Raw genomic sequence first — 22,548 nt, 5'->3', positions numbered from 1 at the left:
GCCTACTTCGTCACGACGGGTGCGCCTTCGCCCAGCGGCTTCGCCGCGCTCGAGAACAATCCCGACATGACCACCAGTGCCACCAGGATGAACAGCGTGTTCAGCAGCCCGATGTGCTCGCTGATCACGCCCAGCACGGGAGGCCCGCCCAAGAAGGCGACATAGCCGATCGTGGCGGCGGCGCTCACGCGCGCGGCCGCCTTGGCCGGGTCGTCGGCGGCGGCCGACATACCGAGCGGGAAGCCGAGCGACGCGCCGATCCCCCACAGTGCGGCGCCGATCAGAATCAGCGGCAGGTTCGTCCCGAGGATGAAGAGCAGGATGCCGGATGCCGCGGCTGCGGCCAGCACGCGCAGCACCGCCACGCGGCCGAACCGGTCGACCAGCGGCCCGCCGAACAGGCGCACCACGGTCATGCCGATCGAGAAGACGGCCAGTGCGAGAGCGCCCATCCCGGAGGGCTGCTGATGGCCTTCGACCACGCCGAGCGCGATCCAGTCGTTCGCGCCGCCCTCGGCGAAGGACATGCCCAGCATCACCACGCCCAGGGCGTAAGTGCGCGGCTCGCGCCATGCCTCGAGCGCCGTGTGCATGCGCTCGCTCCAGCGCGGCTTCACATCTGGTGCGGGATCGAGAGCGGCCTCGCGCACCGGCACGTGGAAGAAGCACACGATCGAGGCGACCAGGATGATCGCGCTGATCACCCCGGCGTGCGCGGCGACATTCAAGCGCATGCCCGCGGCGAGGGCGCCGACACCGGCCCCGATCACGGTGCCGAAGCTGAAGAAGGCGTGGAACACGGGCAGGATGGTGCGGCCCATCTGCTGCTCGATGGCGGTGGCCTCGACGTTCATCATCACGTCGACCGAACCGTTTCCGAAGCCGAACAGCACCATGCCGGCGATCACCAGCGGGATGGAGCCGAACAGGTCGGCTCCCAGGCCGATCAGGCAGACGCCGGTGCCGAAGGACAGCATCATGATCAGCATCCCGAGCCGCGCACCGGTGCGGGCCATCACCAGCGGACCGGTGGAGATGCCGACGATCGACGAGATGCCCATCCCGAGCAGCAGCAGACCGATCTGCGCCTTGTCGATGCCGAGCGACTGCGCGATGTCGGGCACGCGCGACGCCCACGTCGCGACCGACAGGCCGCTGGCCAGGAAGATCGCGAAGATCGCCGCGCGCCAGCGCACGAACTGCGAATGACTGAGCGCGGTGTCCATCACACCAGTGTATCGAATCGATTCGATTAGTCGCGTCAGGGCGCGTTATCCTCGGATCATGAGCAGCACCGCACGCCGCGCGACCATCGCCGACGTTGCCCGTGAGGCCGGAGTCTCGACGTCGACGGCATCCGTCGTGTTCAGCGGCAAGGTCAACGTGGCCGACGCCACGCGCGAGCGAGTGCTCGCCGCGGCTGCGGCGCTCGGCTACGCGGGCCCCGATCCGCGCGCGGCGTCGCTGCGCACGGGGCGCAGCGGAATCGTCGGGATCGTGCTCGGCGGGGAGCTGCGACACGCGTTCCTCGACCCCGTCACGACGGCGATGATGGACGGGCTGTCGGACGCCCTCGCGTCGATCAGCACCGGCATCCTGCTGCTGCGCGACGACCCTGAGGGTGAGCAGGCGCCGATCGCCGAGGCTCCAGTGGATGCGGTCGTGCTGATCGGATGCTCGGGCCGCACGCGCGCCGCGCTGGAGACCGTGCGTCAGCGCGGACTGCCGGTGGTGGTGATCGAGGGCGAGGCGGGGAAGGGGATCCCGCAGATCACGCTGGACAATCGCGAGGCCAGCGCCGGCATCGCGAGGTACGTGCGCGAGCTCGGACACACCCGGGTGGCGACGCTCACCCTGCCGCTGGACGCAGGCCGCGAGGTCGGCCCGATCACGCCCGAGCGGATCGCCGCCGCGACGGTGGACGTGACACTCGATCGGCTGGCCGGCTTCCGGGAGGTGTTTCCGGATGCTGCGGGCGTGACGGCCGCGGCGAGCCTGGTGGACGAGGGCATGATCGCCACGCGAGCACTGCTGGTGGATGCCGACGGGGCGCTGCGCGCTGATCGGCCCACTGCGATCGTCGCGCAGAGCGACCTGCTCGCGGTCGGTGCGATCCGCGCGGCCGAGGAACTGGACCTGCGCGTGCCGGAGGATCTCACCGTGGTCGGCTTCGACGGCATCAACGCCGACGGCCTGGGCTCGCTCAAGCTGACGACCGTCGCCCAGCCGGCCGTGGCGAAGGGCCGCGCCGCGGGGGAGCAGGTGGCACGCATGCTCTCCGGCGCCGACGGCCAGTCCGTGCACTTCACGTGCACGTTCCGCGAGGGCGAGACGGCCGCGCCCCCGGCATCCTGACCCCCCGCGCGCCCCGCGCACCCTCCCGTCTATATGTCACAAAGTGCCGCAAAAACCGCCCGGAAACGGTGTTTTGCGCCATATAGACGGAGGAGGAGGTGGAGGAGGAGGTGGAGTGCGGGGCGCGGGGTGCGGGGAGTCAGGAGCGCTGGGGGCCGAGGGGCAGGGGGTGGCTCGCGTAGTCCAGGATGCGGTAGCGGCCGCATCCGATCGTCGCATCCGGCTGCGGGGCATCCGTGAGCTGCCAGGGGACGGTCTGCGCGTCCTCGACCAGGAACGTCACCTCACCCACCGCGAAGTCGGCGCGGTTGACCAGCCAGGCGTAGCCGCGCAGCGTGTGATCGACCTGCACCAGCTGTGCGGGGTCGCGCAGCAGCAGCTTCGGCAGGCGCACGGTCCAGAACTGGCCGGCACCCGTGCGGCCCGACGCGTTCACCCAGTCGACGACGCAGGTCGCGTCGGCATCCGGGGCACCCACCGCGGCCGGGATGCGGGGGAGCGAGAAGGCGGCGCCGAGCACGAGCAGAGCGGATGCCGTGACCGCACCGGCACGACGGATGCCGGGGGAGAGGCGCACGTTCACGGGACGTGCGGCCAGCGCGAGCACCGGAGCGAAGGCGATGGGCTCCAGGTATCGCGCCGCGTGCGTGCCGAGCGCGATCGCGCCGAGCACGACCGCAAGCGGAGCGAACCAGGCATAGGCGGCGATGAGGCGCTCGCCGTCGTTCTGCTCACGTCTTCCGCTGGAGGAACGGATGCTGCGCCGCACCGCCACCGCGAGCAGCAGCCCGATCAAGATGGTGGCCGCAACGCCTCCCGGTGTCGTCCAGCGCGTGAGCACCAGCTCGCCGTAGTAGCCGACGGACTGCATCCACAACTCCGGCTGCGCGTAGCCGGCACCCGTGTTCGTGATCCATGCCGAGAACGGAATGCGAGCGGCGAAGCCTGCTCCCGCGCCGACGACGAGCACTCCGAGCGGCAGCAGCGCGGCCCGGCCCAGCACCGTCGCTCGCAGCGCGAACAGCAGGAGCACGGCGATCGGCGCCACCGCCCAAGCCAGGAACAGCGGGTTGGTCAGGGTCGAGATGGCGACGACGAGTCCGATCGCGGCCAGGATGGCGGTGCCTCGCCGAGTCGTCCCGTCCTCGCACCTGCTGGTCGCCGTCGCTCCCGCTGGTTTCCGCGCCTGAGCAGGGGCGGCGACGCTGAGCAGGGGCGAGGACGAGCGCGCGTCGATCCACCGCCGCACCAGACCGAGCGTCAGCACCGAGCCCACGACGGTCGCCGAGTAGTAGGTGGTCGTGAGCACCAGGGATGCCGGCTCCAGGGCATCCCGAGAGGCGGACGTCTCGGTGATGGCCAGCAGCCCGAACGCAGCCAGGGCCGCGACCGACCAGAACACAGGCCTCCGCCCTGGCAGTCGTCGGCCCGCCGCGAGCCGCACGGCGCCGTACAGTGCCAGCACGTTCACGACAGCGTTCACGGCGAGGACGCCCATGATCGTCACGCCGGGCAGCAGCATCCGCAGCAGCAGGAACACTGTCAGTTCGGGTAGGAACAGCACGCTCGAGAACGCCCAGTCCCAGGGCTGCCCCTCCAGCACCGAACGCGCGGCCAGGGCGACGACCAGTGAGTCGCCGTCGCGGAACAGCAGGTCCGACCGCGCGGTGGACGCGACCTGGGCGACGACGATCACGGCGATCGCGAGCGCCGCGGCCCAGCCCGGAGCCTCTCGCCGTGCGCTTCGCATGGGGTCATGCTCGCATGGCGGCACGCATTTCGTCTCGCTTCGCTCGCTCAATGACCGGGGGGGTGTGGGGGCATTTCGTCTCGCTGCGCTCGCTCAATGGCCGGGCGGGGTGTGCGCGGGGTGTGCGCGGGTGGGGCATTTCGACTCGCTCCGCTCGCTCGAGCACCGGGCGTGCAGGGTGCGCGGGAACCTCCAGCCGATGCGCCCGGTAGAATGGACGAAGAGATTTGCCCGCCTGCGCCGGAAGGCCTCGACGAGCTTGAGGAGCCGCTTATGCTGTTGCTCCTCGCCGTGTTCCTGATCGGGTCACTTCTCCTTCCCGTTCTGGTGCGCTGGCTGGGAACACAGGCGTTCGTAATCGGCGCGCTCGTGCCGGCCGCGGCATTCGTGCACGCCCTGACCCTCACGCCGCAGGTGCTGGCGGCGAAGAGCATTCCCTTCGAGGACTACGACTGGATCCCGCAGCTCGGCCTGCACCTGTCGATGCGCATGGACGTGCTCGGCTGGGTGCTCACGCTCATCGTCACCGGCGTCGGCGCGCTCGTGCTGCTGTACTGCCGCTGGTATTTTCACGACGACGCGTCCGAGGTGGGCCAGTTCGCCGGCGTGCTGCTCGGGTTCGCCGGCGCGATGTACGGACTGGTGCTCACCGACGATCTGATCATGCTGGTGATGTTCTGGGAGGTCACCAGCATCCTCTCCTACCTGCTCATCGGCCACTACCGCCGTCGCGCCGCCAGCCGCCGCGCCGCGCTGCAGGCGCTGCTGGTGACGACGCTGGGCGGGCTGGTGCTGTTCGTCGGCGCGGTGCTGCTGGTGGTGGATGCCGGAACCGCCAGCATCCGCGAGTTGCTGGCCCTCGCCCCGACCGGTCCGATCGTGGATGCCGCGATCGTGATGCTGCTGATCGGTGCGATTTCGAAGTCCGCGCTGTTCCCGTTCCACTTCTGGCTGCCCGGCGCGATGGCGGCGCCGACGCCGGTGAGCGCATACCTGCACGCCGCCGCGATGGTGAAGGCGGGCATCTACCTGATCGCCCGATTCGCGCCGATCTTCGCGCTGTCGGAGCCCTGGCGGCCGATCGTGATCTCGCTGGGTGTGCTGACGATGCTGCTCGGCGGCATCCAGGCGCTGCGCGAGACCGATCTCAAGCGCATCCTCGCGTTCGGCACGGTCAGCCAGCTGGGCTTCTTCGCGGTGGTGGTCGGCTATGGAACGCCCGGCGCAGCTCTCGCCGGGCTGGCGCTCGTGATCGCGCATGCGCTGTTCAAATCGGCGCTGTTCCTGATCGTCGGCGTGATCGATCGTCAGCTCTCCACCCGCGATATCACCGAGCTCTCGGGCGTCGGGCGGCAGGCGCCGGTGATGGCGACCGCCGCGTTCATCTCGATCGCGTCGATGATGGGCGTCGCGCCCACCATCGGCTATGTCGCGAAGGAGTCGACGCTCACCGCGCTGCTCGAGGACGCCCAGCACGGATCGACCTGGGGCTGGGTGGCGCTGGTCGGCGTCACGGTGGGCGCGGTGCTGACCGTGGCCTACGGATGCCGCTTTCTCTGGGGTGCCTTCTGGACCAAGAGGGACGCGCACGGGGCGAATATGCCGCAGACGGCATGGCCCGATCCGCCGGTCGGCTTCCTGGCGTCGCCGATCATCCTGGCCGGGCTCAGCATCGCCGTGGGCATCGGGGCGCCGGCGGTGGATGTCATGCTGCAGGGGTACGCGCGGAGCGTGGACCCGGCCGGCGACGGCACCGACCCCGGGCATCTCTCGCTCTGGCACGGCTTCGAGCCCGCGCTGTTCCTGAGCCTGGGCGCGATCGCGCTGGGCATCGGGGTGTTCGTGCTCAGCATCCGCTCTGGCTGGCACCGCCGCCCGCGCCTGCTGCGCTTCACCGCCGCCGACGTCTACTACCTGACCATGCGCGGCGTCGACCGCCTGTCGGTGCTGACCACCGGTCTCACGCAGCGCGGGTCGCTGCCGCTGTACGTCGGCACGATCTTCGTGGTGCTGCTCGCCGCCGAGGCGACTGCCCTGGTCGGCGCCGCGCCCGAACGACTCGCACTCTCTGCGTGGCACACTCCCGTGCAGCTGGTCGTTGCGCCGGTCATGGCGATCGCCGGCGTCATCGCCGTTCGGGCGCAGAAGCGCTACACCGGCGTGGTGCTCGTGTCCGTGACGGGCCTGGGCATGGTCGTGCTGTTCGCGACCAGCGGCGCCCCCGATCTGGCGCTCACGCAGATCCTGGTGGAGACCGTCACGATGGTCACCTTCGCGCTGGTGCTGCGGCGGCTTCCGTCGCGCATGGGCGAGCACAACGCCTCGGTCGGCCGGGTCCCACGCGCCATCCTGGCGATCGGCGTCGGCGTGACGATGGCGCTGGTGGCGATCGTCGCCACGCAGGCCCGCATCTTCGAGCCCATCTCGGTGGACTTCCCGCAGCTGGCGTACGACCTGGGGCACGGCAAGAACGTGGTCAACGTCGCCCTGGTCGACCTGCGCGGCTGGGACACGATGGGCGAGCTCAGCGTGCTCGTGCTGGCGGCCACCGGCGTGGCATCCCTGGTCTTCATCACGCACCGCGCCGACCTGCTCTCGGCCACTCGTGACCTGCCGCAGACGACACGCCGACGCACCGCACGACGCCCGCTGGTCGAGACCGCCGACGGCCCGCGCTTCCAGACGGCCGAGAACCGCGGCGCACCGCGCGCCTGGCTGGTCAGCGGCCAGCGGCTGAAAGCCGAGGACCGCTCGATCCTGCTCGAGGTGATCGTGCGCGTGCTGTTCCACACGATCATCGTGGTGTCGATCTTCCTGCTGTTCGCCGGCCACAACGGACCAGGCGGCGGCTTCGCCGGGGGTCTGGTCGCGGGCATGGCGCTGGTGATGCGCTACATCGCCGGCGGGCGCTGGGAGCTGGGAGCTGCGGCTCCCACCGACGCCGGACGTCTGCTCGGGCTCGGCCTGATCCTGGCGGTGGGCGCCGCGCTCGCACCCATGTTCTTCGGTATGGCGCCGCTGCAGAGCGCGGTGTGGGAGGCCGAGCTCCCCGTGCTCGGGCATCTGGAGTTCGTCACGTCGACGATCTTCGACATCGGCGTGTACCTGGTGGTGATCGGACTGGTGCTCGACGTGCTGCGCAGCCTGGGCGCCGAGGTCGACCGGCAGGCCGTCGACCGGCGTGCGCGCCCGACGATCGCACGCGACGCCGAAGGGGTGGCGCGCTGATGGACGTGTCTCTCACCCTGATCGTGATCATGGCCGTGCTGTTCGCCGCCGGCGTCTACGCGATGATGGAGCGCAGCCTGACCCGCGTGCTGATCGGCTTCCTGCTGCTGGGCAACGCCACCAACCTGCTGCTGCTGATCGTGATGGGGATGCCGGGCAAGGCGCCGTTCTTCGGCGAGGAGGGCGCCGTCAGCGACCCGCTGCCGCAGGCGCTCACGCTGACGGCGATCGTGATCACCTTCGCGGTCTCGGCGTTCCTGCTCGCGCTCATCTACCGCTCCTGGCAGCTCGGCCAGGCCGACACCGTCGAGGACGACGTCGACGACATCGCGCTGCGTGAACGGAAGGAGGCCGAGGAGGAGCTCTTCGACGACGAGTCGACGCCGGATGAGGAGGAGGCCACCACCGACTTCGTGGGAACCGCCACCTCGCCGATCACCGTGCTGCACATGCGCGACCACGCATCCATCGACGATGACGCCCCGATGGATGTGGCGGATGCCCCGTCGAGCGCCCCTTCGTCTCGCTCCGCTCGCTCAGGAACCGACGACGATGAGGACCCGCAGGACGAGGAGAACCGCTCGTGACCGCGCTCGTCCCGCTCATCGTAATGCTGCCGCTGCTGGGCGCCGCCGTCACGCTCGTGTTCGGCCGCAACCCGCGGCTGCAGATGCTCGTGACCGCCGGCACCCTGGCATCCGTCTCGATCATCGCCGCCGTGCTGCTGGCCTCGGTGGACTCCGCGGGTGTGCCCTTCGCCGTGTCGGTCGGCGGGTGGCCGGTGCCGTTCGGCATCGTGCTCTACGTCGACCGGCTCGCCGCCCTGCTGGTGCTGGTCTCCAGCGTGGTGCTGCTCGCGGTGCTGCTGTTCTCGATCGGCCAGGGCGCGGCGGACGGCGTCGAGGAGACGCCGATCTCGATCTTCAACCCCACCTACCTGATCCTGGCGGCAGGCATCTTCGACGCGTTCATCGCGGGCGACCTGTTCAACCTGTACGTGGGCTTCGAGATCCTGCTGGTGGCCTCATACGTGCTGATCACCCTGGGCAGCACCGAGTCCCGGATCCGCACCGGCGCGGTCTACATCGTCGTCTCGCTGGTCTCGTCCATCCTGTTCCTGGCTGCGATCGCGATGATCTACGGTGCGGTCGGCACGGTGAACATGGCGCAGGTGGCCGAGCGGGTGGCGCAGCTGCCCCCGCAGACGCAGCTGGTGCTGCACCTGATGCTCGTGATCGCCTTCGGCATCAAGGCCGCCGTCTTCCCGGTGTCGTTCTGGCTGCCCGACTCGTATCCGACGGCACCTGCCCCGGTCACCGCGGTGTTCGCGGGACTGCTGACCAAGGTGGGCGTGTACGCGCTGATCCGCACCGAGACGCAGCTCTTCGCCAGCAGCGATATCAACACCCTGCTGCTGATCGTGGCGCTGGCCACGCTGGTGGTGGGAGTGCTCGGCGCGGTCGCGCAGGCCGAGCTCAAGCGCATCCTGTCGTTCACGCTGGTCAGCCACGTCGGGTACATGATCTTCGGTCTGGCGATCGCGACCGAGGCGGCGATCGGCGCGACGGTGTACTACATCGTGCACCACATCGTCGTGCAGACCACGCTGTTCCTGGCGGTCGGGCTGATCGAGCGCAAGGCGGGCAGCACGTCGATCCTGCGTGTGAGCGGCCTGATCAAAGCGGCGCCGCTGCTGGCAGTGCTGTACTTCGTGCCGGCGATCAACCTGGGCGGGCTCCCGCCGTTCTCGGGGTTCATCGGCAAGGTCGCGCTGTTCGAGGCCGCCGCGCAGGTGGGCACTCCGCTGATGATCGTGCTGATCCTGGGCGGCATCCTCACCTCTCTGCTCACGCTGTACGCGCTGATGCGCGCCTGGAACCTCGCGTTCTGGCGTGAGGGCGACGACCTCGCCGACATCGAGGGCCGCGTCGGCTACCTGGGCAACGCGCCGGCGGCCGACGTGCAGACCGAGACGCGGCGCATCCCCGCGATCATGACGGTCGCCACCGCGGGCATGGTCGCGGTGACGATCGCGCTGACGGTGTTCGCCGGGCCGTTGTACGCTCTGTGCGACCGGATCGGCTCGGGTCTGCTGCAGCCGATCACTCTCCAGCAGATCGATGAGGAGGCCGGATGAGTCCTTCGTCGAAACGCGGCCTGCTGCGCGACGTCCTGCTGCAGCTGCCGTTCATGGTGTGGCTGGTGTTGATCTGGATGCTGCTGTGGCACCAGTTCACGCCGCTGGCGCTGGTCACGGGCATCCTGGTCGCCGTGTTCGTGACCCGCGTGTTCCGCCTGCCGACCGTCGAACTGGTCGGTCGTGTCAACGTCTGGTACTCGCTGGTGTTCATCGTGCGTTTCCTGGGTGCCGTGGTCGCGGGCGCGGTCAGCGTGGCGATTCAGGTGTTCGACTTCCGGCACCAGCCCGGCGCGGCGATCGTGGAGATCCCGTTGCGGTACGCCGACGACATCGTCACCACGCACGTCGCGGTGACGGCATCCCTCATTCCGGGCTCGCTGGTGGTGGAGAGCGACCGTGATCGCCGCATCCTGTATCTGCACGTGATCGGCGTGCACAGCCGCGCCGACGTCGACGAGTTCCGCGACGAGGTGCTGCGCTGGGAGCGTCGCATCGTGCGGGCGGTGGGTACGCCCGCGCAGTACGCCGCGCTGAAGGCGGATGCTTCTGGCCCTGGGTCGCTGAGCCTGTCGAAGCGCCGCAAGGGGGACCCCCGATGAACAGCATCCTTCTCATCGCGATCATGGTCGTCTTCGGCCTCGCCGCGATCCTGTGCGTGATCCGCATCGTGCGAGGCCCGTCGATTCTGGACCGCACCGTGGCATCCGATGTGCTGCTGACCGAAGTGATGTGCGTGCTGGGCGCCGATATGGCGATCAACGGCCACCTGCGCAACGTGCCGGTCATGCTGATCATCGCCGCCGTCGCCGTGTTCGGCTCGATCGCGGTGGCCCGCTACGTCGCACGGAGGGACAACGCCGCACCATGATGTCCTTCTTCGAACTCGCCCTTCCGCAACCTGTGGCCGATGTCATCGTGCTGGTGCTCGTGCTGCTGGGTGCGATCCTGTGCCTGTCGGCCGCGGTGGGGCTGCTGCACTTCCGAGATGTGCCGAGCCGTCTGCACGCCGCTACCAAGCCTCAGGTGCTGGGGCTGGTGCTGATCTGCCTGGCGGTCGCGGTCGCGCAGCGCACGGTCGGCGGGATCCTCATGGGACTGCTCGTGGTGATCCCGGTGATCCTGCTGCAGTTCGCGACGGCGCCGCTGTCGGCGCACATGGTGGGACGGCAGGCCTACCGCAACGGCACGATCAATCAGCGCAACCTGGTGGCCGACGAGTACGCCGAGTCCAAGACCACCCCGCCGGCCGCCGGCTGAGTCCCGGACGGCAGCGTGCAGGCTTGCTGCACGCCATAACTCCGGAGATCTGTGGCTGATGAGCCCCGAGCGGCGCTTCGGAGCCGGTTTCCCCAATGATTCTCCGGAGTTATGGCAGGGCGACTCTCCCTGCACAAGACGCAGATTCGGACTTGTTGTCCACAATCCCCCTTCTTCGGGCAATGACGACGAGGGTTTCGGCCAGGATCGCCTGCATGTCGAATTCCAGAGCCACGGTCCGCGAGCGACTGTCAGACCTCACGAGGATCCGGATCCTCACCAGAGACGACCTTCACGAGGCTGGACTGACCACGCATTACATCACAGCTGGCGTGCGTGAAGGGCGCCTCGTCCGTCTGCGCCGAGGAGTGTACGTCGCCGAGGACGTTCCCGCGCATATCGCGGATGCTGTGCGAGCCGGCGGTCGTCTCGCCTGCCTGACCCTGCTGCAGCTGATCGGGGTCTTCGTGCTGGAGCAGCCCGGGCTGCACGTGCAGATGCCACCGCATCTGTCCCGCAGCCGCCATCGTCGGCCTGACTCCGCGAAGCTGCACTGGGAGGAGTGCAGAGGAGATGAGACCCGGCATGCCGTCTCGATACGGGATGCTGTGCGTCAGTCGATCCGTTGCCAGCAGCCCCGGGCTGCGATCGCAACGCTCGACAGCATCCTTCACCACAGGCTGCTGACGCCCGCACAGCTCGCAGCGATCTTCCGGACGCTTCCCGCTCGCTTCCAGGCGCTGCTGTCGCTCGTCGACGGATCGGCCGAATCGGGTCCCGAGTCCTTCATGCGGCTGCTGCTGCGCGCGATGGGGCTGGCGTATGAGACGCAGGTGACGGTTCCCGGCGTAGGTCGGGTCGACTTCGTCGTGGAGGGCTGGCTCATCATCGAATGCGACAGCCGTGAGTTCCACGAGGGGTGGGACAAGCAGGTCGATGATCGGCACCGTGACCTGGTTGCCGCCGGACTCGGATACGTCACCGTCCGCCCGCTCGCCTCGGACATCTTCTTCCATCCAGACACCGTGAAAGCGGCGCTCGGAGCCGTCATCGACGCCTTCGGCGCTCGGCTCGGCGTTAGTTGAGCTCCACAACTCCGGAGATCTGAGGGCGGAGAGCCGAAAACTGTCCTTCGGCGCCGGCCTCCGCGGCGATTCTCCGGAGTTATGGCCGCCGACAGAATCAGAGCTCGCTCACAAACTCCAGGATCTTCTCCGCGGCGGCGGCGGAATCGCTGATCAGCGTGCCGTGTCCGTGGTCGGGGATCTCGGTGAACCGGGCATCCGGCACGAGCTCCACGACCCGACGGCACCAGGTCATCGGGGCCAGTGGATCGCGGGAGCCGCGCACCACGAGAGTAGGCACTCGCACCCGCGGGTACGCCTTCTCGGGTTCGTGCACGATGGTGGCGCGCATCTTGCGGAACAGGTGCGGTCCGCCGCGCAGGTACTCGCGCGCGCCGCGCCAGAGCACGGTCGGTCGCTCGCCGATCAGGTCACGCAGCAGATACCCGGCTTGAGCGCGGATGCTGCGGGCCGTGCTGTCCACGGTGGGGCCAGCCAGGATCAGGGCCGAGACGACCTCCGGATGCCGAACCGCCACCTCTGCGGCGATCTGGCTGCCCATCGAGTGACCGAGCAGCACGGCATCCGTGATCCCGCGCGATTCCAGGAACGACGCGACGAGGTCGGCGTGGCGTTCCATTGTGAGGGTGCGGGCGGGTTTGGGAGCCTCGCCGAAACCCGGCAGGTCGAGTCCGATCACGCGTCCGCGCAGTCGCTGCACGAAGTCGACGTACACGCTGCGCCCCATCCCGATGCCGTGCAGCAGCACGACGGGTCGCTCTCCTGCGCCGAAGTCCTCGTAGACGAGAGTCGCGCCGCCATGGACGAACTCGCCCAGGTGCACGCGACTCCCCTCGGGTGCGAGCAGACGTTCCGGCATCCGTCCACGGTACCGGGATCGCGGCGGGGATGCTGTCGAGTCAGGTGCTCGATCGCCCACCTGTACGATCGAGCACGGGGGCGGCCGCTCGGCCGAACCGGAGAGGGTGAGCATGGCGGCGCAGCCGGGATGGTATCCGGCCGGGATTCCCGGGCGCGAGCGCTGGTGGGACGGGCTGCAGTGGACCGCATACGAGCGCGAGGTGGCCGCGCCGGCCGCGCCGATCGTCCCGCAGGCGCCGCCGCTCCTGCAAGCGCAGGCTCCGCAGGCGCCTGCCGCACAGTCTCCGCAGTTCGCTGCCATCGCTCAGGTGCCGGCTCCTCCGATGGGGTGGTACGCGTTCCCTCCGTCGGGGCAGACGCGATGGTGGAACGGAGCCGACTGGACTGCCTACAAGCTCAAGAGCGGCCGGCCCGTCGCCGATGCCTATGCTACGGAGCCGCCGTCGATGGGCTGGGTGCTGGGCGGGATGTTCGTTCTGCTCGGCCTGCTGAACCTGATGCGCGCGCTCGTCGATCGCTCTGGGCTCGCGCTGGCGCTGGTGTTCTTCGCGATCGCGGCGGTGTGGATGTTCGGTGCGGGTCGTGACCTCGCGCGGCGCCGGGTTGCGGCTCCGATGACGGCTCCGTCGGTGGATGGCGCGCTTCGTCCCCTCCCCGGCGAGGCGGACGCGGTCGGCGCCGGGTGGTATCCGGTGACCGGTGCCATCCAGCGCTGGTGGACGGGAGCGCAGTGGGCGCACTACGTGCTGGAGCGGGGACGCGTGCGGCCCACGCACTTCGGCCCTCGTTCGTACCGCGTCGCGATGGTCGTGAGCGGTGTGCTGGGCGGAATGGGCCTGCTCGCGCTGGTCATCGGGATCGGCATCGCAGCCACCCAGGACGAAACGGCTGCCGGCGTGGCGCTGATCGCTGTGGGAGCCGCGTTCGTGCTGGTCGGGGCGGTGCTGCTGATCAGCATCCGAGTGCGGCGATACGCGCTGCTCCTTCCACCGAAGGCCCCGCCGCTGCGCTGAAGCACCCGCTTCCGAGCCCGGTCAGGAACCCGGCTTCAGCACCAGGGTGTCGACGGTCGCCTTCGCCACGGCCTTCTTCGTGAACGGCCACGGCTTCTGCACTCCCGCCGCCCAGTCCGCTGTCTGATCGGTGTAGTGCCTGTTGAAGGCGTGTCCGCTCTGACCGGTGAGGTGGATCCAGCTGGAGTCGTCGAAGTCGGCCAGGTCGACGACCATGCGCATCGACGGCACGGTGGTGGTCGCGTACGACTCTCCCACCGACCACCCGGTGGCGTTCACGACCGAGGAGCCCCCGCTGACCGGATACGGTCCACGGTTGAACAGCATCTCCACCGGTTCGATGCCCGATGAGCCGAGCGTGGAGCTGGTCAGCGACAGCGCGTGCAGCGTTCCCCAGCTCCACCGCTTCACGTCGGCTCCCTGCAACTGCGACAGCTCGGTGTACGCCTGCTCCGCGGCGAGGGCGAGCATGGCATCCATACCATCCACGTCCAGGCGCTCGTTGATCCACAGCGGGTCGGCGGGGTCGTCGAGCATGGCGCCCACCACGGTGAACAGCCGGCCCTGATCGCCGGTCGGCAGCGGCACGTCCCGTTCGACGAACACGTCGGTCACCAGGTTCGACCACAGCACGTTCGCGTAGGCGGCGGCCGGGGAGTCGGCCTTGTTCTGGGCATCCCAGGTGCGCAGCAGGTCGACCGCGGACCGGGCTCCCTCGCCGTCGACGGTCACCTCGCCCATCGCCGCGGCGAGCTGCTTGCCGATCCACATCTCGTCATCCATCTGGATGTCGCGCAGATTCTGGGCGGTGAGGGCGCCTGCGGCCGACTTGCGCTCGATCAGGTGCGCGATGCGCGCCGCGCGATAGCCGTAGTCCCAGTCGCGGGAGAGGAAGTACGGGTAGTCGTCGGTGACGATCGCGTTGTTGGCGGTGACGATGTAGCCCCCGTCGGGGTTGTACGACACGGGCAGGTCCTCGAAGGGGATGTACCCGGTCCAGTCGTAGGCGCTGTCCCAGCCGGGCTGGGGCAGCCAGCCGTCGCCCGCGCCGCGGATCGGCAGGCGGCCAGGGGCCTGGTAGCCGATGTTGCCCTGCTGGTCGGCGTAGATGAGGTTCTGCGCGGGCACGTCGAAGAGGGATGCCGCGCGGCGGAAGCCCGTGAAGTCGGATGCGGTGTCCAGAGCGAAGATCGCGCTCGCCGTGGTCCCGGGATCCAGTGCGGTCCAGCGCAGGCTGATCGCGTCGGTGGCGTTCACGTTCCAGGTCGCGTCGACTGTCGCCTCCCACCCGGGCAGGTCGGTGAGCTTGTCGCCGAACTCGACGGACGGATGCTGCGCGATGGCGGTGAAGTCGTCGGTCAGCCCCGAGATGATCGGGCCGTGCACGGTGCGGCGGATGGTCAGCGGCACGTCATCGCCGCCGGCGACCTTGATGACGTCGTTCTCCACCTCCATCGGCACGAGTTCGCCGTCGCGCCAGTACTGGTCGCCCTCGACCTTCTCGACGTACAGGTCGGCGACGTCGGTGGTGAGGTTGGTGAAGCCCCACGCGATCTTCGCGTTGTGGCCGATCACCACGCCGGGCAGGCCCGAGAACGAGAAGCCCGCCACGTCGAACGGGCACGCCTCGCTCACCTTCGCGCATTTCAGCTGCACCTGGTACCAGACCGAGGGCAGCGCCGCACCCAGATGCGGGTCGTTGGCCAGCAGCGGCTTGCCGCTCTCGGTGAGGTCGCCGGAGACGACCCACGAGTTCGAGCCGATGCCCTCTCCGATCGGGCCGAGCAGCATGCTCGCGGCCTCGATCGCGCTGTCGGCCTGCTGCCACTCGACCTTCGCGACGGCGGTCTGGGCGTCCGTCTGCGTCGTGCCGGTGAAGGATGCCGGTGCCGTCCCCTCTTCCTCCGCCGGCGTGGCAGGCAGCGGATCGACGGCCGTGATCTTCGGCACGATCACCGGATGCTGCGCGAACGGGTACGCGGGGTAGATCTTCTCGATGAGCGCCTGGGCGTCAGCATCCGCTTCGCCCGCCTCGTTCAGCTGCGCGGCCATCAGGGCGCGATCGGTTTCGGAGCCGATGTTCGTGCGCAGATCCCAGGCCATCGCCTTCAGCCAGGCAACCGAATCGGCGGGCTCCCACGGCTCGGGCCGGTAGTCGGGGTTCTGGATGCCGAGAACGGCATACTCCAGCGACAGGTCGGCGCCCTCGTGAGAGGAGAGGTAGGCGTTCACGCCCGCCGCGTACGCCTCGTAGTAGCCGCGGGTGGTGTCGTCGAGCGCCTCGACCTCCTGCTCGGCGACCTTGCGCCAGCCCAGCGTGCGCAGGAATTTGTCGGTGGCCACCTGCGACTCCCCGAACATCTCCGCCACGCGACCCGAGGTCACGTGCCGGCGGAAGTCCATCTCGAAGAAGCGGTCCTGCGCGTGGGTGAAGCCCTGTGCGAAGAACAGGTCGTCGGTGGACGACGCGGTGATCGTGGGGATGCCGAGCGCGTCGCGCTGCACGGTGACGCTCTTGTGCAGCCCGGGCGTCGTCAGCTCGCCCGAGGTCTGCGGGAACGAGCGCTGAATGGTCCACACCAGGAAGAACGCCGCGGCGGTCGCGATGACCAGCAGGGATGCCAGCACGACGAAGGCGATGCGGCCGATGCGGCTGCCGAGCGATCGGCGGGGTGCGGCAGTGTCGTCTGATGACATCGGTGGAGGTCTCTCCGGTCAGTCGTGGGACTCCGTGTCACGGAGCGCGGGTGCGCGTCTCGGGTGGGCGCGCACCCTGGCATCCTACCCAGACGATCTGCGGCCCGTCAGGCGCCCGGATATCTGCACTCGGTGCGGGAAAAGAGCGGCCGCGACATCAGGCGTCGTTGCTCAACCATTCGAGGATGCGTGGGTCGAGTATGGCCGACCCTTTCCAGAGCCCTACAGCCGGCTCGAATCCCGAGACGAAGCGTCTGCTCGAGCAGCATCCTGAACGCCGTTGCGATTCTCCCGTCCTCGACAGCCCAAGAATGCAACGGCTGCCCGGGGCCGGGCACCACAAGCTGCGCAATCGGTTCATGAGTCACGATGGAACCCTCGGCTGAGTTACGCGCACGGTCTGGACATCTCCGATCCATGGTAGCCGCGGGTGGTGACATCTCGACCAGCAGCCCGACCTCACATGAGTCTGGTCGATTCCAGCGCGCGCAGCGTGTTCTGCGTGAAGCGAATCAGCGGCACGCGCAGCACCAGTCCGAGCAGCAGGGCGGGCACGGCGAACAGCGCCAGCCAGCCCAGCGAGACCCAGTAGTCGTTGCGGTAGATGCCCGCTATCGCCGCGCGCATGGCGTTGACCGCATGCGTGGCGGGCAGGAACGGACTGATGTTCTGGAACCACTGCGGCAGCACCTGCAGCGGGTAGGCGCCGCCGGAGCCGGAGATCTGGATCACCAGCAGCAGCACGGCCAGCGCCTTGCCCGCACTGCCGAACGCCACGACGAAGGTGTAGATGATCAGCATGAACACCAGGGAGCTGACCCAGCCGGCGAGCATCAGCAGGAGCGGATGCTGCGGCTGCACCTGTGTGAACAGGATGCTGCCCATGCACACCAGCGAGCTCTGCAGGAGACCGACGATCGCGAAGATCCCGAATCGGCCCAGGTACGTCTCGGTGGGGGAGAGCGGGGGAAGCGGCGAGCCCTCGCCCTGCGGCGGATCGACGCGGATGGAGACCGCGGTCAGCAGAGCCCCGACCCACAGCGCGAGCACCGTGTACAGAGGCGTCATCGCGGCGCCGAAGCTCACCACTGAGTAGACCGGCACGCGGTCGAGCCCGACCGGCTCAGCGAGGAAGGTGGCCAGGGCCTTCGGGTCGGAGCCGATCACGGTGCTGAGCTCGCTCAGGTCGCCGGTGTCGATGGCCTTCGTCAATGCGGCATCCAGCTGGTCGAAGCGGTCGGCGGTCTCGGTGAGAGACTGCGAGATCCCTGTGGTCAGCCCCTCGGCATCCGTCAGCGCACTGTCCAGCGAACCCGAACCGGTGAGCGCCCTGGCGGCAGAGGAGAGCTCGCCGCCGATCTGGTCGACGTCGCGGCCGATCGACGCGAGCGTGCCGGCGAGCGCATCGAGCTTGGGCTGCAGGCTGCCCGAGTACGCGCTGCGGGCGTCCCGCACGGCATCCTTCGCCTGCGCGATCAGCCGCGAGATCTCGGCATGCATGGCCTGGCTGTCGGCATTGCCGTCGGCGATCTGCGTCGCGCCGTCGTCCAGCCGGTCCTGCAGGGCCTGCTCACGGGCGATCGCGGCGTCGATCCGCGAAACGGCCGCGTCGAACGCGTCCAGCGTGCTCTCGGGGAGCAGCGGTCGCACGTTGTTCACCAGGTCGTCTCGCAGCCTCTGGTGCTGATCGACCTGCGTCTGCACGCGCGCCGCGATCGCCTCAAGCGAGTCGGCCGCGCTCGTCGCCTGCGCATTCATCGACGTGAACACGTCGTCGACGCTGTCGGCGACCGCCTGATAGCTGTCGGCCGTGCCGGAGAGCGCGTCGCCGAGCGCCGTGGTGGTCGAGGCGAGCACCTGCTTCAGCGACTGCGCGGCCTGCTTGCCGTCGCCCAGTGCGCCGGTGGCATCTCGCAGAGCATCGCCGGAAGCGGATGCCAGCCCCGAGGCGCTGTCGACCAGAGGACGGCTCGACGAGATCAGCGCGGTGAACATGTCGGCGGTCGACGCGCCGGCGCGCAGCTGCGCGGCGACCTCGCCCACATGGGCCTGCAGACGGGACAGCGCGGCCTGGGTGTCGGCGTCGTCGAGGTAGTCCGACAGCGACGTGATGATGGCGAGGCCGGCCTCGCTGAGCGTGGACGTGAACGCCTCGTTGATGGTCGTGGCGACCTCGCCAGCGCCCTGCCCCGTGATCTTCGGGGCCAGTGCGTTCTTCTTTTCGTTCGTGTAGTAGTCGATGCGGGTGCGGTCGGCGCCGTTCGCGTAGAACGTCATCATGTCGGTGCTGAACGTGGGCGGCAGCACGATCGCGGCGTAGTAGTCGCCCGCCCGGGTGCCGTCGATCGCGTCGTCCTCGGTGGTGAAGACCCAGTCCAGGTCGTGGTTCGCCCGCAGGGTGGAGAGCACCTGCTCGCCCACGTTCAGGCGGATCGGCACGAGGTCGCTCTGGTATCCCTCGTCGGTGCTGGCGACCGCGACCTTCAGGTTCTTGGTGTTCTCGAACGGGTTCCAGCTGGCGATCACGTTGAACCACGTGAACAGCGAGGGGATCACGACCAGGCCGAAGAGCACGATCACGGCCATGACGCTGCTCGTGGCACGGCGCAGGTCGAAGCGGAGCACCTGCAGGATGTTCCTCATGCGCGCTCCCCTCCTTCCTGGGCGTCGTCCTCGTCGGAATCGTGCGGTGGCGTGTCGTCGGGTTCGGGATGCTCCGCATCGGCGGCATCCTCGGGTGCTTCAACCGTCTCGGCATTCGCAGGATCCGGTTCCGTCTCGAGGTCGGCTTGGGTCTCGACGCCCGGGCCGAACAGCTCGTCCAGCACGGCCGTGTCGTCGTCCGGTTCGGACTCGAGGTCCGTCCGCTCGAGCACCGCGGTGCGCACTGCAGCTGAGCCGCCCGCCGATGCGACGGATGCCCCGGCACCCGCGAGCAGCACGCCGTCGCCGACGGTCTCGTCGATCAGCGCCTGCCGCAGCTCGGCATCCGGCATCTCACCCAGTTCGGCTGCCTGCTCGATGCTCTGCTTGATGTACTCCAGGGCGACGAGGAACGCGATCAGGATCAGGCACCACAGCGCCCACAGGCCGAGCATGGTCGCCTTCGCATCCGGCAGCAGCCAGGCGGCGACGCCGATCACGGCCATCACCGCGGCGCCGACGATCAGGGTCAGCCGCAGCCGGGTCGAGTACCGCTCGGTGAACCTGCGTGCACGCTCCGCGATCTGCGCGCGGTAACCGTCGCCGTCGGTCAGCGCCCGGATGATCTGCGGCGTGCGACGGCGACCGGTGATCTGCACGTCCTCGCTCACCAGCAGTTCGCTCTCCGAGAGCCGGCGGTTGAACAGCAGGGCGAAGTTGCCCAGTCGGCGGCGCAGGAACAGCCCGAGCGCGAACGCCAGCACGACGTAGATCCCGAGCACGCCCATCGCCTGCCACCAGCGACCGTCGTAGAAGCCGCTGATGGTCTCGCGCAGCGCGTCGATGCCGTACGTGAACGGCAGGAACGGATACAGCCCGCGGAAGAAGTCCGGCATCATCTCGATCGGGTAAAGGCCGGACGCACCGGGGATCTGGAAGATCACCAGCAGGATGCACAGACCCTTGCCGACGATGCCGAAGCACACCGAGAGCGCGTAAATGATGCTCAGGTACGCCAGGCCGATGAGCACGCTGGTGCCCACGAACGCGAAGGCGTTCGCCGTCTGCACGCCGATGAAAAGGTTGCCCACCGAGACGAGCACCGCCTGGCACACACCGATCGCGGCGAACAGCATCCATCGGCCGAGGTAGGCCTGCCGCACCGAGATGCCCTCCACGCCCTCGGTGTCGACCTCGAGGCGGAAGATCACCATCAGCACGAACGCGCCGATCCACAGCGTGAGGTTCGTGAACAGCGCGGCCATCGCCGAGCCGTACGTCTTCGTGGGGAACATCGCGTTCTCGTGCACCTCGACGGGGGCGGCCATGAAGTCCGCGATCTGCTCGGGGTTCAGGCCGCTGATGGTGCTCAGCCTGTTCCACACGTCGGCCGCGCTGAGCGCCAGCACATCGGTGCGCACACCGCTCAGTCCGGACTCCGCCGTGGCGAGGTTGCCGTCCAGCGCGCCGAGGGCGGCGGTCGTCGACGCGAGCTGGGTCTTCAGCCCGGAGAGCAGGTTCTGCGCCTGGGTGATCTGGGAGCGCTGCGCGCCGAGAGCCGCCGAGAACCCGTCGGCGCTGGCCGACAGCGTCGACATCGCGCTGTTCAGCGCGGGGACGCTCTTCGTCAGCGCATCGCGGACGGCACCGGCCGAGGCCGCGGCCTGCGAAGTCGCGTCGTTCACCTTGTCGGCCGCGGTCTTGACCGAGCCGATCGTGTTCGTGACGTCGCCGTTCAGCGTCTTCAGCTGGTCGAGCACCTGCTGGTCGTCGGCGTTGCGCTGCTTCAGGTCGTCGATGGCCTGGCGGAGCTTCTGCGCGGCCTCGGAGCCGGGGTCGGTCTGATCCAGCACGGACTGCAGCTCGTCGAGCGCCGCACCGTTCGCCTTGACGACGGCCGACAGGTCGTCGATCGCGGTGCCCACCGCGACGTTCGCCTGCTGCAGGCCGGCCGACAGGGTTGCGATCGAGGCGTTCATCTTCGACGAGGCGTCGGCGATGAGCGTGGCGCCCGACACGTAGGCGGACGTGACCTTGTCGGTGACGGTGAGCAGCTCCTGCTGCGCCTCGGCGGCGAGGGTCTGCGCCTGCGCGACCGCGGACTGCACCTTGCCGAGCGTCTTGTCGACCCTGCCCAGAGTGCCCGCGGCGCTGTCCAGGCGGCTCTGCGCGTCGGCGAGACCGCTCTGCAGTTCGGTGATGCGTCCGCGCGCGGACGAGACCTTCGCGACGGCGTCGTCGAGCGCGGCGACCGAGCTGTCGCGCGCGTCGCCGAGGCGGTCCTCGACATCCGCTCCGACGCCCTTCAGCTGCTCGGTGACGGCCTTCGAGACCACCGACACGAAGGTGCCGTTGATCTGGGTGTCGAGGGTCGAGGCGCCGACGTCGGTGATCTTCGGCGCGATCGCGTTGGCCTTCTCGTTGACGTAGTACTTCAGGTCGGGACGAACGGGTGTGCCGGTCGTGACGCTGATGAGGTCGCGGCTGAAGTCCCGCGGGATGATGATCGCTGCATAGCTGCGGCCGCTGCGCACGGCATCCATCGCCTCGTCCTCGTCGAGGAACTCCCAGCCGAGCTGGTCGTTCTGCTCGAGCTGATCCACCAGCTCGCCGCCCACATCGATGCGGCCTGTCAGCTCGGACGACGCCCCCGCGTCCTGATTCACGATCGCCACGCTGACGTGCTGGGTGTTCGAGTAGGGATCCCAGAACGCGACGATGTTGAACCACGCGTACAGCGATGGTGTGACGATCACGCCGATGATGATGATCCACGCCTTGCTGACGCGCGCGAGGCGGCCGAGATCGCGGCGGAACACGCTCCACGCGTTGGGCATCGCACCTCCCGGCAGGCCAGCGGCATTCCGAGCATAGGGGCTCACGCGGCGCCCTCGGCGGCATTCGAGGCGAGGGCGATGTCGGGGTGCGCGGTGAGCAGGGCATCCGCTTCCCGCCAGGAGAGTCCGGCGATGCTCAGCACGGTGCGCACGGCGAGGTCAGCGGCGCCCGCGCTCGCCGCATCCGTGCGGGCCACGACCGTGCGCGCCATCTCCTCGATCAGGCGGGCGAGCGTCGGGGCGGCGAGGTCGGTGCGGAAGCTGCCGTCCTCCTGCCCGCGGCGCACCAGGCCTGCCACGGCGCGGCGCAGCGGGGCGAGCGCGTCGGCGGTGTGCTCCACGTGCGCCTCATCGAGCGCGAGCACGGCCGCGAACTGCACGTGCGCGGCCTCCTGCCACAGGCGCGCGGCAAGGCGGGCGAGGGCCAGCCGGGCGTCCGCGTCGGCGATCGACTCCGCGATCGCGTTGAAGCGCTGCGCGCCGATGACGATCAGCTCGCGGATGAGGGCGTCGCGATCGTCGAAGTGGCCGTACAGGGTGCGGCGGCTGAGGCCCGCGCTGCGCGCGATCACGTCGATCGACGCGTACGGGTCGGCTGCCAGCGCGGTGCGCGCGGCGTCGAGGATGCCCGCGCGGTTCGCGCGCGCGTCGGCACGGGGCGTACGGGTGGTCATGCCTCCAG

At 69.1% G+C, this 22,548-nt stretch carries 16 protein-coding genes; 9 read left to right on the top strand and 7 right to left on the bottom strand.

Features of this window, described 5'->3' with window-relative positions:
• Positions 1-2: 2 nt before the first annotated feature.
• The gene (locus Q9R19_RS09020; protein WP_311256054.1) at positions 3-1,226 is read right to left on the bottom strand and encodes an MFS transporter; all 1,224 of its coding nucleotides are present in this window, start codon (positions 1,224-1,226) and stop codon (positions 3-5) included.
• A 58-nt stretch (positions 1,227-1,284) separates the two neighbouring features.
• Between Q9R19_RS09020 and Q9R19_RS09015 the strand changes: the two genes are divergently transcribed.
• Positions 1,285-2,355 (top strand): LacI family DNA-binding transcriptional regulator, encoded by a 1,071-nt coding sequence (locus Q9R19_RS09015; protein ID WP_311256053.1) that lies wholly within the window; start codon positions 1,285-1,287, stop codon positions 2,353-2,355.
• A gap of 139 nt (positions 2,356-2,494) precedes the next feature.
• On the opposite strand, the gene Q9R19_RS09010 is transcribed toward Q9R19_RS09015, so the two are convergent.
• Entirely contained in the window at positions 2,495-4,105 is a 1,611-nt protein-coding gene (locus tag Q9R19_RS09010; protein WP_311256052.1) for a hypothetical protein, read from the bottom strand.
• Between the two features lie 273 nt (positions 4,106-4,378).
• Here Q9R19_RS09010 and Q9R19_RS09005 point away from each other — a divergent pair, with 273 nt between their 5' ends.
• From Q9R19_RS09005 to Q9R19_RS08975, 7 genes are all read left to right on the top strand, one after another.
• Positions 4,379-7,333, top strand: coding sequence for a Na+/H+ antiporter subunit A (locus Q9R19_RS09005; RefSeq protein WP_311256051.1), 2,955 nt, complete (start codon positions 4,379-4,381; stop codon positions 7,331-7,333).
• Positions 7,333-7,920, top strand: a complete 588-nt coding sequence (locus Q9R19_RS09000) for a Na(+)/H(+) antiporter subunit C (RefSeq protein WP_311256050.1) — start codon at positions 7,333-7,335, stop codon at positions 7,918-7,920. The genes Q9R19_RS09005 and Q9R19_RS09000 overlap by 1 nt, the downstream gene beginning before the upstream one ends.
• Positions 7,917-9,470: a Na+/H+ antiporter subunit D gene (locus Q9R19_RS08995; RefSeq protein ID WP_311256049.1), complete on the top strand. Its 1,554-nt coding sequence runs from the start codon at positions 7,917-7,919 to the stop codon at positions 9,468-9,470. The genes Q9R19_RS09000 and Q9R19_RS08995 overlap by 4 nt, the downstream gene beginning before the upstream one ends.
• Complete coding sequence (locus tag Q9R19_RS08990; protein WP_311256048.1) at positions 9,467-10,072, top strand: Na+/H+ antiporter subunit E; 606 nt, start codon at positions 9,467-9,469, stop codon at positions 10,070-10,072. Before Q9R19_RS08995 ends, Q9R19_RS08990 begins: the two co-directional genes overlap by 4 nt.
• Positions 10,069-10,341, top strand: coding sequence for a monovalent cation/H+ antiporter complex subunit F (locus Q9R19_RS08985; protein WP_311256047.1), 273 nt, complete (start codon positions 10,069-10,071; stop codon positions 10,339-10,341). The genes Q9R19_RS08990 and Q9R19_RS08985 overlap by 4 nt, the downstream gene beginning before the upstream one ends.
• On the top strand, positions 10,341-10,730 hold the full coding sequence (mnhG, locus tag Q9R19_RS08980) for a monovalent cation/H(+) antiporter subunit G (RefSeq protein ID WP_311256527.1): 390 nt from the start codon (positions 10,341-10,343) through the stop codon (positions 10,728-10,730). The genes Q9R19_RS08985 and mnhG overlap by 1 nt, the downstream gene beginning before the upstream one ends.
• Before the next feature lie 215 nt (positions 10,731-10,945).
• A complete protein-coding gene (locus Q9R19_RS08975; protein ID WP_311256046.1) occupies positions 10,946-11,815 on the top strand; it encodes a type IV toxin-antitoxin system AbiEi family antitoxin domain-containing protein in 870 nt (289 codons plus the stop codon).
• Between the two features lie 97 nt (positions 11,816-11,912).
• Here the strand turns inward: Q9R19_RS08975 and Q9R19_RS08970 are convergent, their stop codons facing one another.
• Entirely contained in the window at positions 11,913-12,674 is a 762-nt protein-coding gene (locus Q9R19_RS08970) for an alpha/beta hydrolase (protein ID WP_311256045.1), read from the bottom strand.
• A 112-nt stretch (positions 12,675-12,786) separates the two neighbouring features.
• On the opposite strand from Q9R19_RS08970, the gene Q9R19_RS08965 reads away from it, so the two are divergent.
• The gene (locus Q9R19_RS08965; protein WP_311256044.1) at positions 12,787-13,689 is read left to right on the top strand and encodes a DUF2510 domain-containing protein; all 903 of its coding nucleotides are present in this window, start codon (positions 12,787-12,789) and stop codon (positions 13,687-13,689) included.
• Positions 13,690-13,710: 21 nt separating this feature from the next.
• Here Q9R19_RS08965 and Q9R19_RS08960 read toward each other — a convergent pair whose 3' ends face one another.
• The 4 genes from Q9R19_RS08960 to Q9R19_RS08945 form a co-directional block, all read right to left on the bottom strand.
• Positions 13,711-16,386: a penicillin acylase family protein gene (locus tag Q9R19_RS08960; RefSeq protein WP_311256043.1), complete on the bottom strand. Its 2,676-nt coding sequence runs from the start codon at positions 16,384-16,386 to the stop codon at positions 13,711-13,713.
• A gap of 459 nt (positions 16,387-16,845) precedes the next feature.
• Positions 16,846-19,029 (bottom strand): YhgE/Pip domain-containing protein, encoded by a 2,184-nt coding sequence (locus tag Q9R19_RS08955; RefSeq protein ID WP_311256042.1) that lies wholly within the window; start codon positions 19,027-19,029, stop codon positions 16,846-16,848.
• Positions 19,026-21,866, bottom strand: a complete 2,841-nt coding sequence (locus tag Q9R19_RS08950; protein ID WP_311256041.1) for a YhgE/Pip family protein — start codon at positions 21,864-21,866, stop codon at positions 19,026-19,028. The genes Q9R19_RS08955 and Q9R19_RS08950 overlap by 4 nt, the downstream gene beginning before the upstream one ends.
• A 41-nt stretch (positions 21,867-21,907) precedes the next feature.
• On the bottom strand, positions 21,908-22,540 hold the full coding sequence (locus tag Q9R19_RS08945; RefSeq protein ID WP_311256040.1) for a helix-turn-helix domain-containing protein: 633 nt from the start codon (positions 22,538-22,540) through the stop codon (positions 21,908-21,910).
• Positions 22,541-22,548 lie beyond the last annotated feature (8 nt).

The sequence above is a fragment of the Microbacterium sp. ARD32 genome (assembly GCF_031844385.1).
GTDB lineage: Bacteria > Actinomycetota > Actinomycetes > Actinomycetales > Microbacteriaceae > Microbacterium.
The sequence above is the reverse complement of the archived record's forward strand: the minus strand, read 5'-3'. Positions and strand labels throughout refer to the sequence as shown.

Bases quoted from the DNA above. Each gene is read 5' to 3' on its own strand.
- Q9R19_RS08965 (WP_311256044.1), top strand. From the start codon at position 12,787: ATGGCGGCGCAGCCGGGATGGTATCCGGCCGGGATTCCCGGGCGCGAG.
- Q9R19_RS08950 (WP_311256041.1), bottom strand. From the start codon at position 21,866: ATGCCCAACGCGTGGAGCGTGTTCCGCCGCGATCTCGGCCGCCTCGCG.
- Q9R19_RS08960 (WP_311256043.1), bottom strand. From the start codon at position 16,386: ATGTCATCAGACGACACTGCCGCACCCCGCCGATCGCTCGGCAGCCGC.
- Q9R19_RS09010 (WP_311256052.1), bottom strand. From the start codon at position 4,105: ATGCGAAGCGCACGGCGAGAGGCTCCGGGCTGGGCCGCGGCGCTCGCG.
- Q9R19_RS08970 (WP_311256045.1), bottom strand. From the start codon at position 12,674: ATGCCGGAACGTCTGCTCGCACCCGAGGGGAGTCGCGTGCACCTGGGC.
- Q9R19_RS08945 (WP_311256040.1), bottom strand. From the start codon at position 22,540: ATGACCACCCGTACGCCCCGTGCCGACGCGCGCGCGAACCGCGCGGGC.
- Q9R19_RS08985 (WP_311256047.1), top strand. From the start codon at position 10,069: ATGAACAGCATCCTTCTCATCGCGATCATGGTCGTCTTCGGCCTCGCC.
- Q9R19_RS08975 (WP_311256046.1), top strand. From the start codon at position 10,946: ATGTCGAATTCCAGAGCCACGGTCCGCGAGCGACTGTCAGACCTCACG.
- Q9R19_RS09005 (WP_311256051.1), top strand. From the start codon at position 4,379: ATGCTGTTGCTCCTCGCCGTGTTCCTGATCGGGTCACTTCTCCTTCCC.
- Q9R19_RS09020 (WP_311256054.1), bottom strand. From the start codon at position 1,226: ATGGACACCGCGCTCAGTCATTCGCAGTTCGTGCGCTGGCGCGCGGCG.
- Q9R19_RS08990 (WP_311256048.1), top strand. From the start codon at position 9,467: ATGAGTCCTTCGTCGAAACGCGGCCTGCTGCGCGACGTCCTGCTGCAG.
- Q9R19_RS08955 (WP_311256042.1), bottom strand. From the start codon at position 19,029: ATGAGGAACATCCTGCAGGTGCTCCGCTTCGACCTGCGCCGTGCCACG.
- mnhG (WP_311256527.1), top strand. From the start codon at position 10,341: ATGTCCTTCTTCGAACTCGCCCTTCCGCAACCTGTGGCCGATGTCATC.
- Q9R19_RS09000 (WP_311256050.1), top strand. From the start codon at position 7,333: ATGGACGTGTCTCTCACCCTGATCGTGATCATGGCCGTGCTGTTCGCC.
- Q9R19_RS09015 (WP_311256053.1), top strand. From the start codon at position 1,285: ATGAGCAGCACCGCACGCCGCGCGACCATCGCCGACGTTGCCCGTGAG.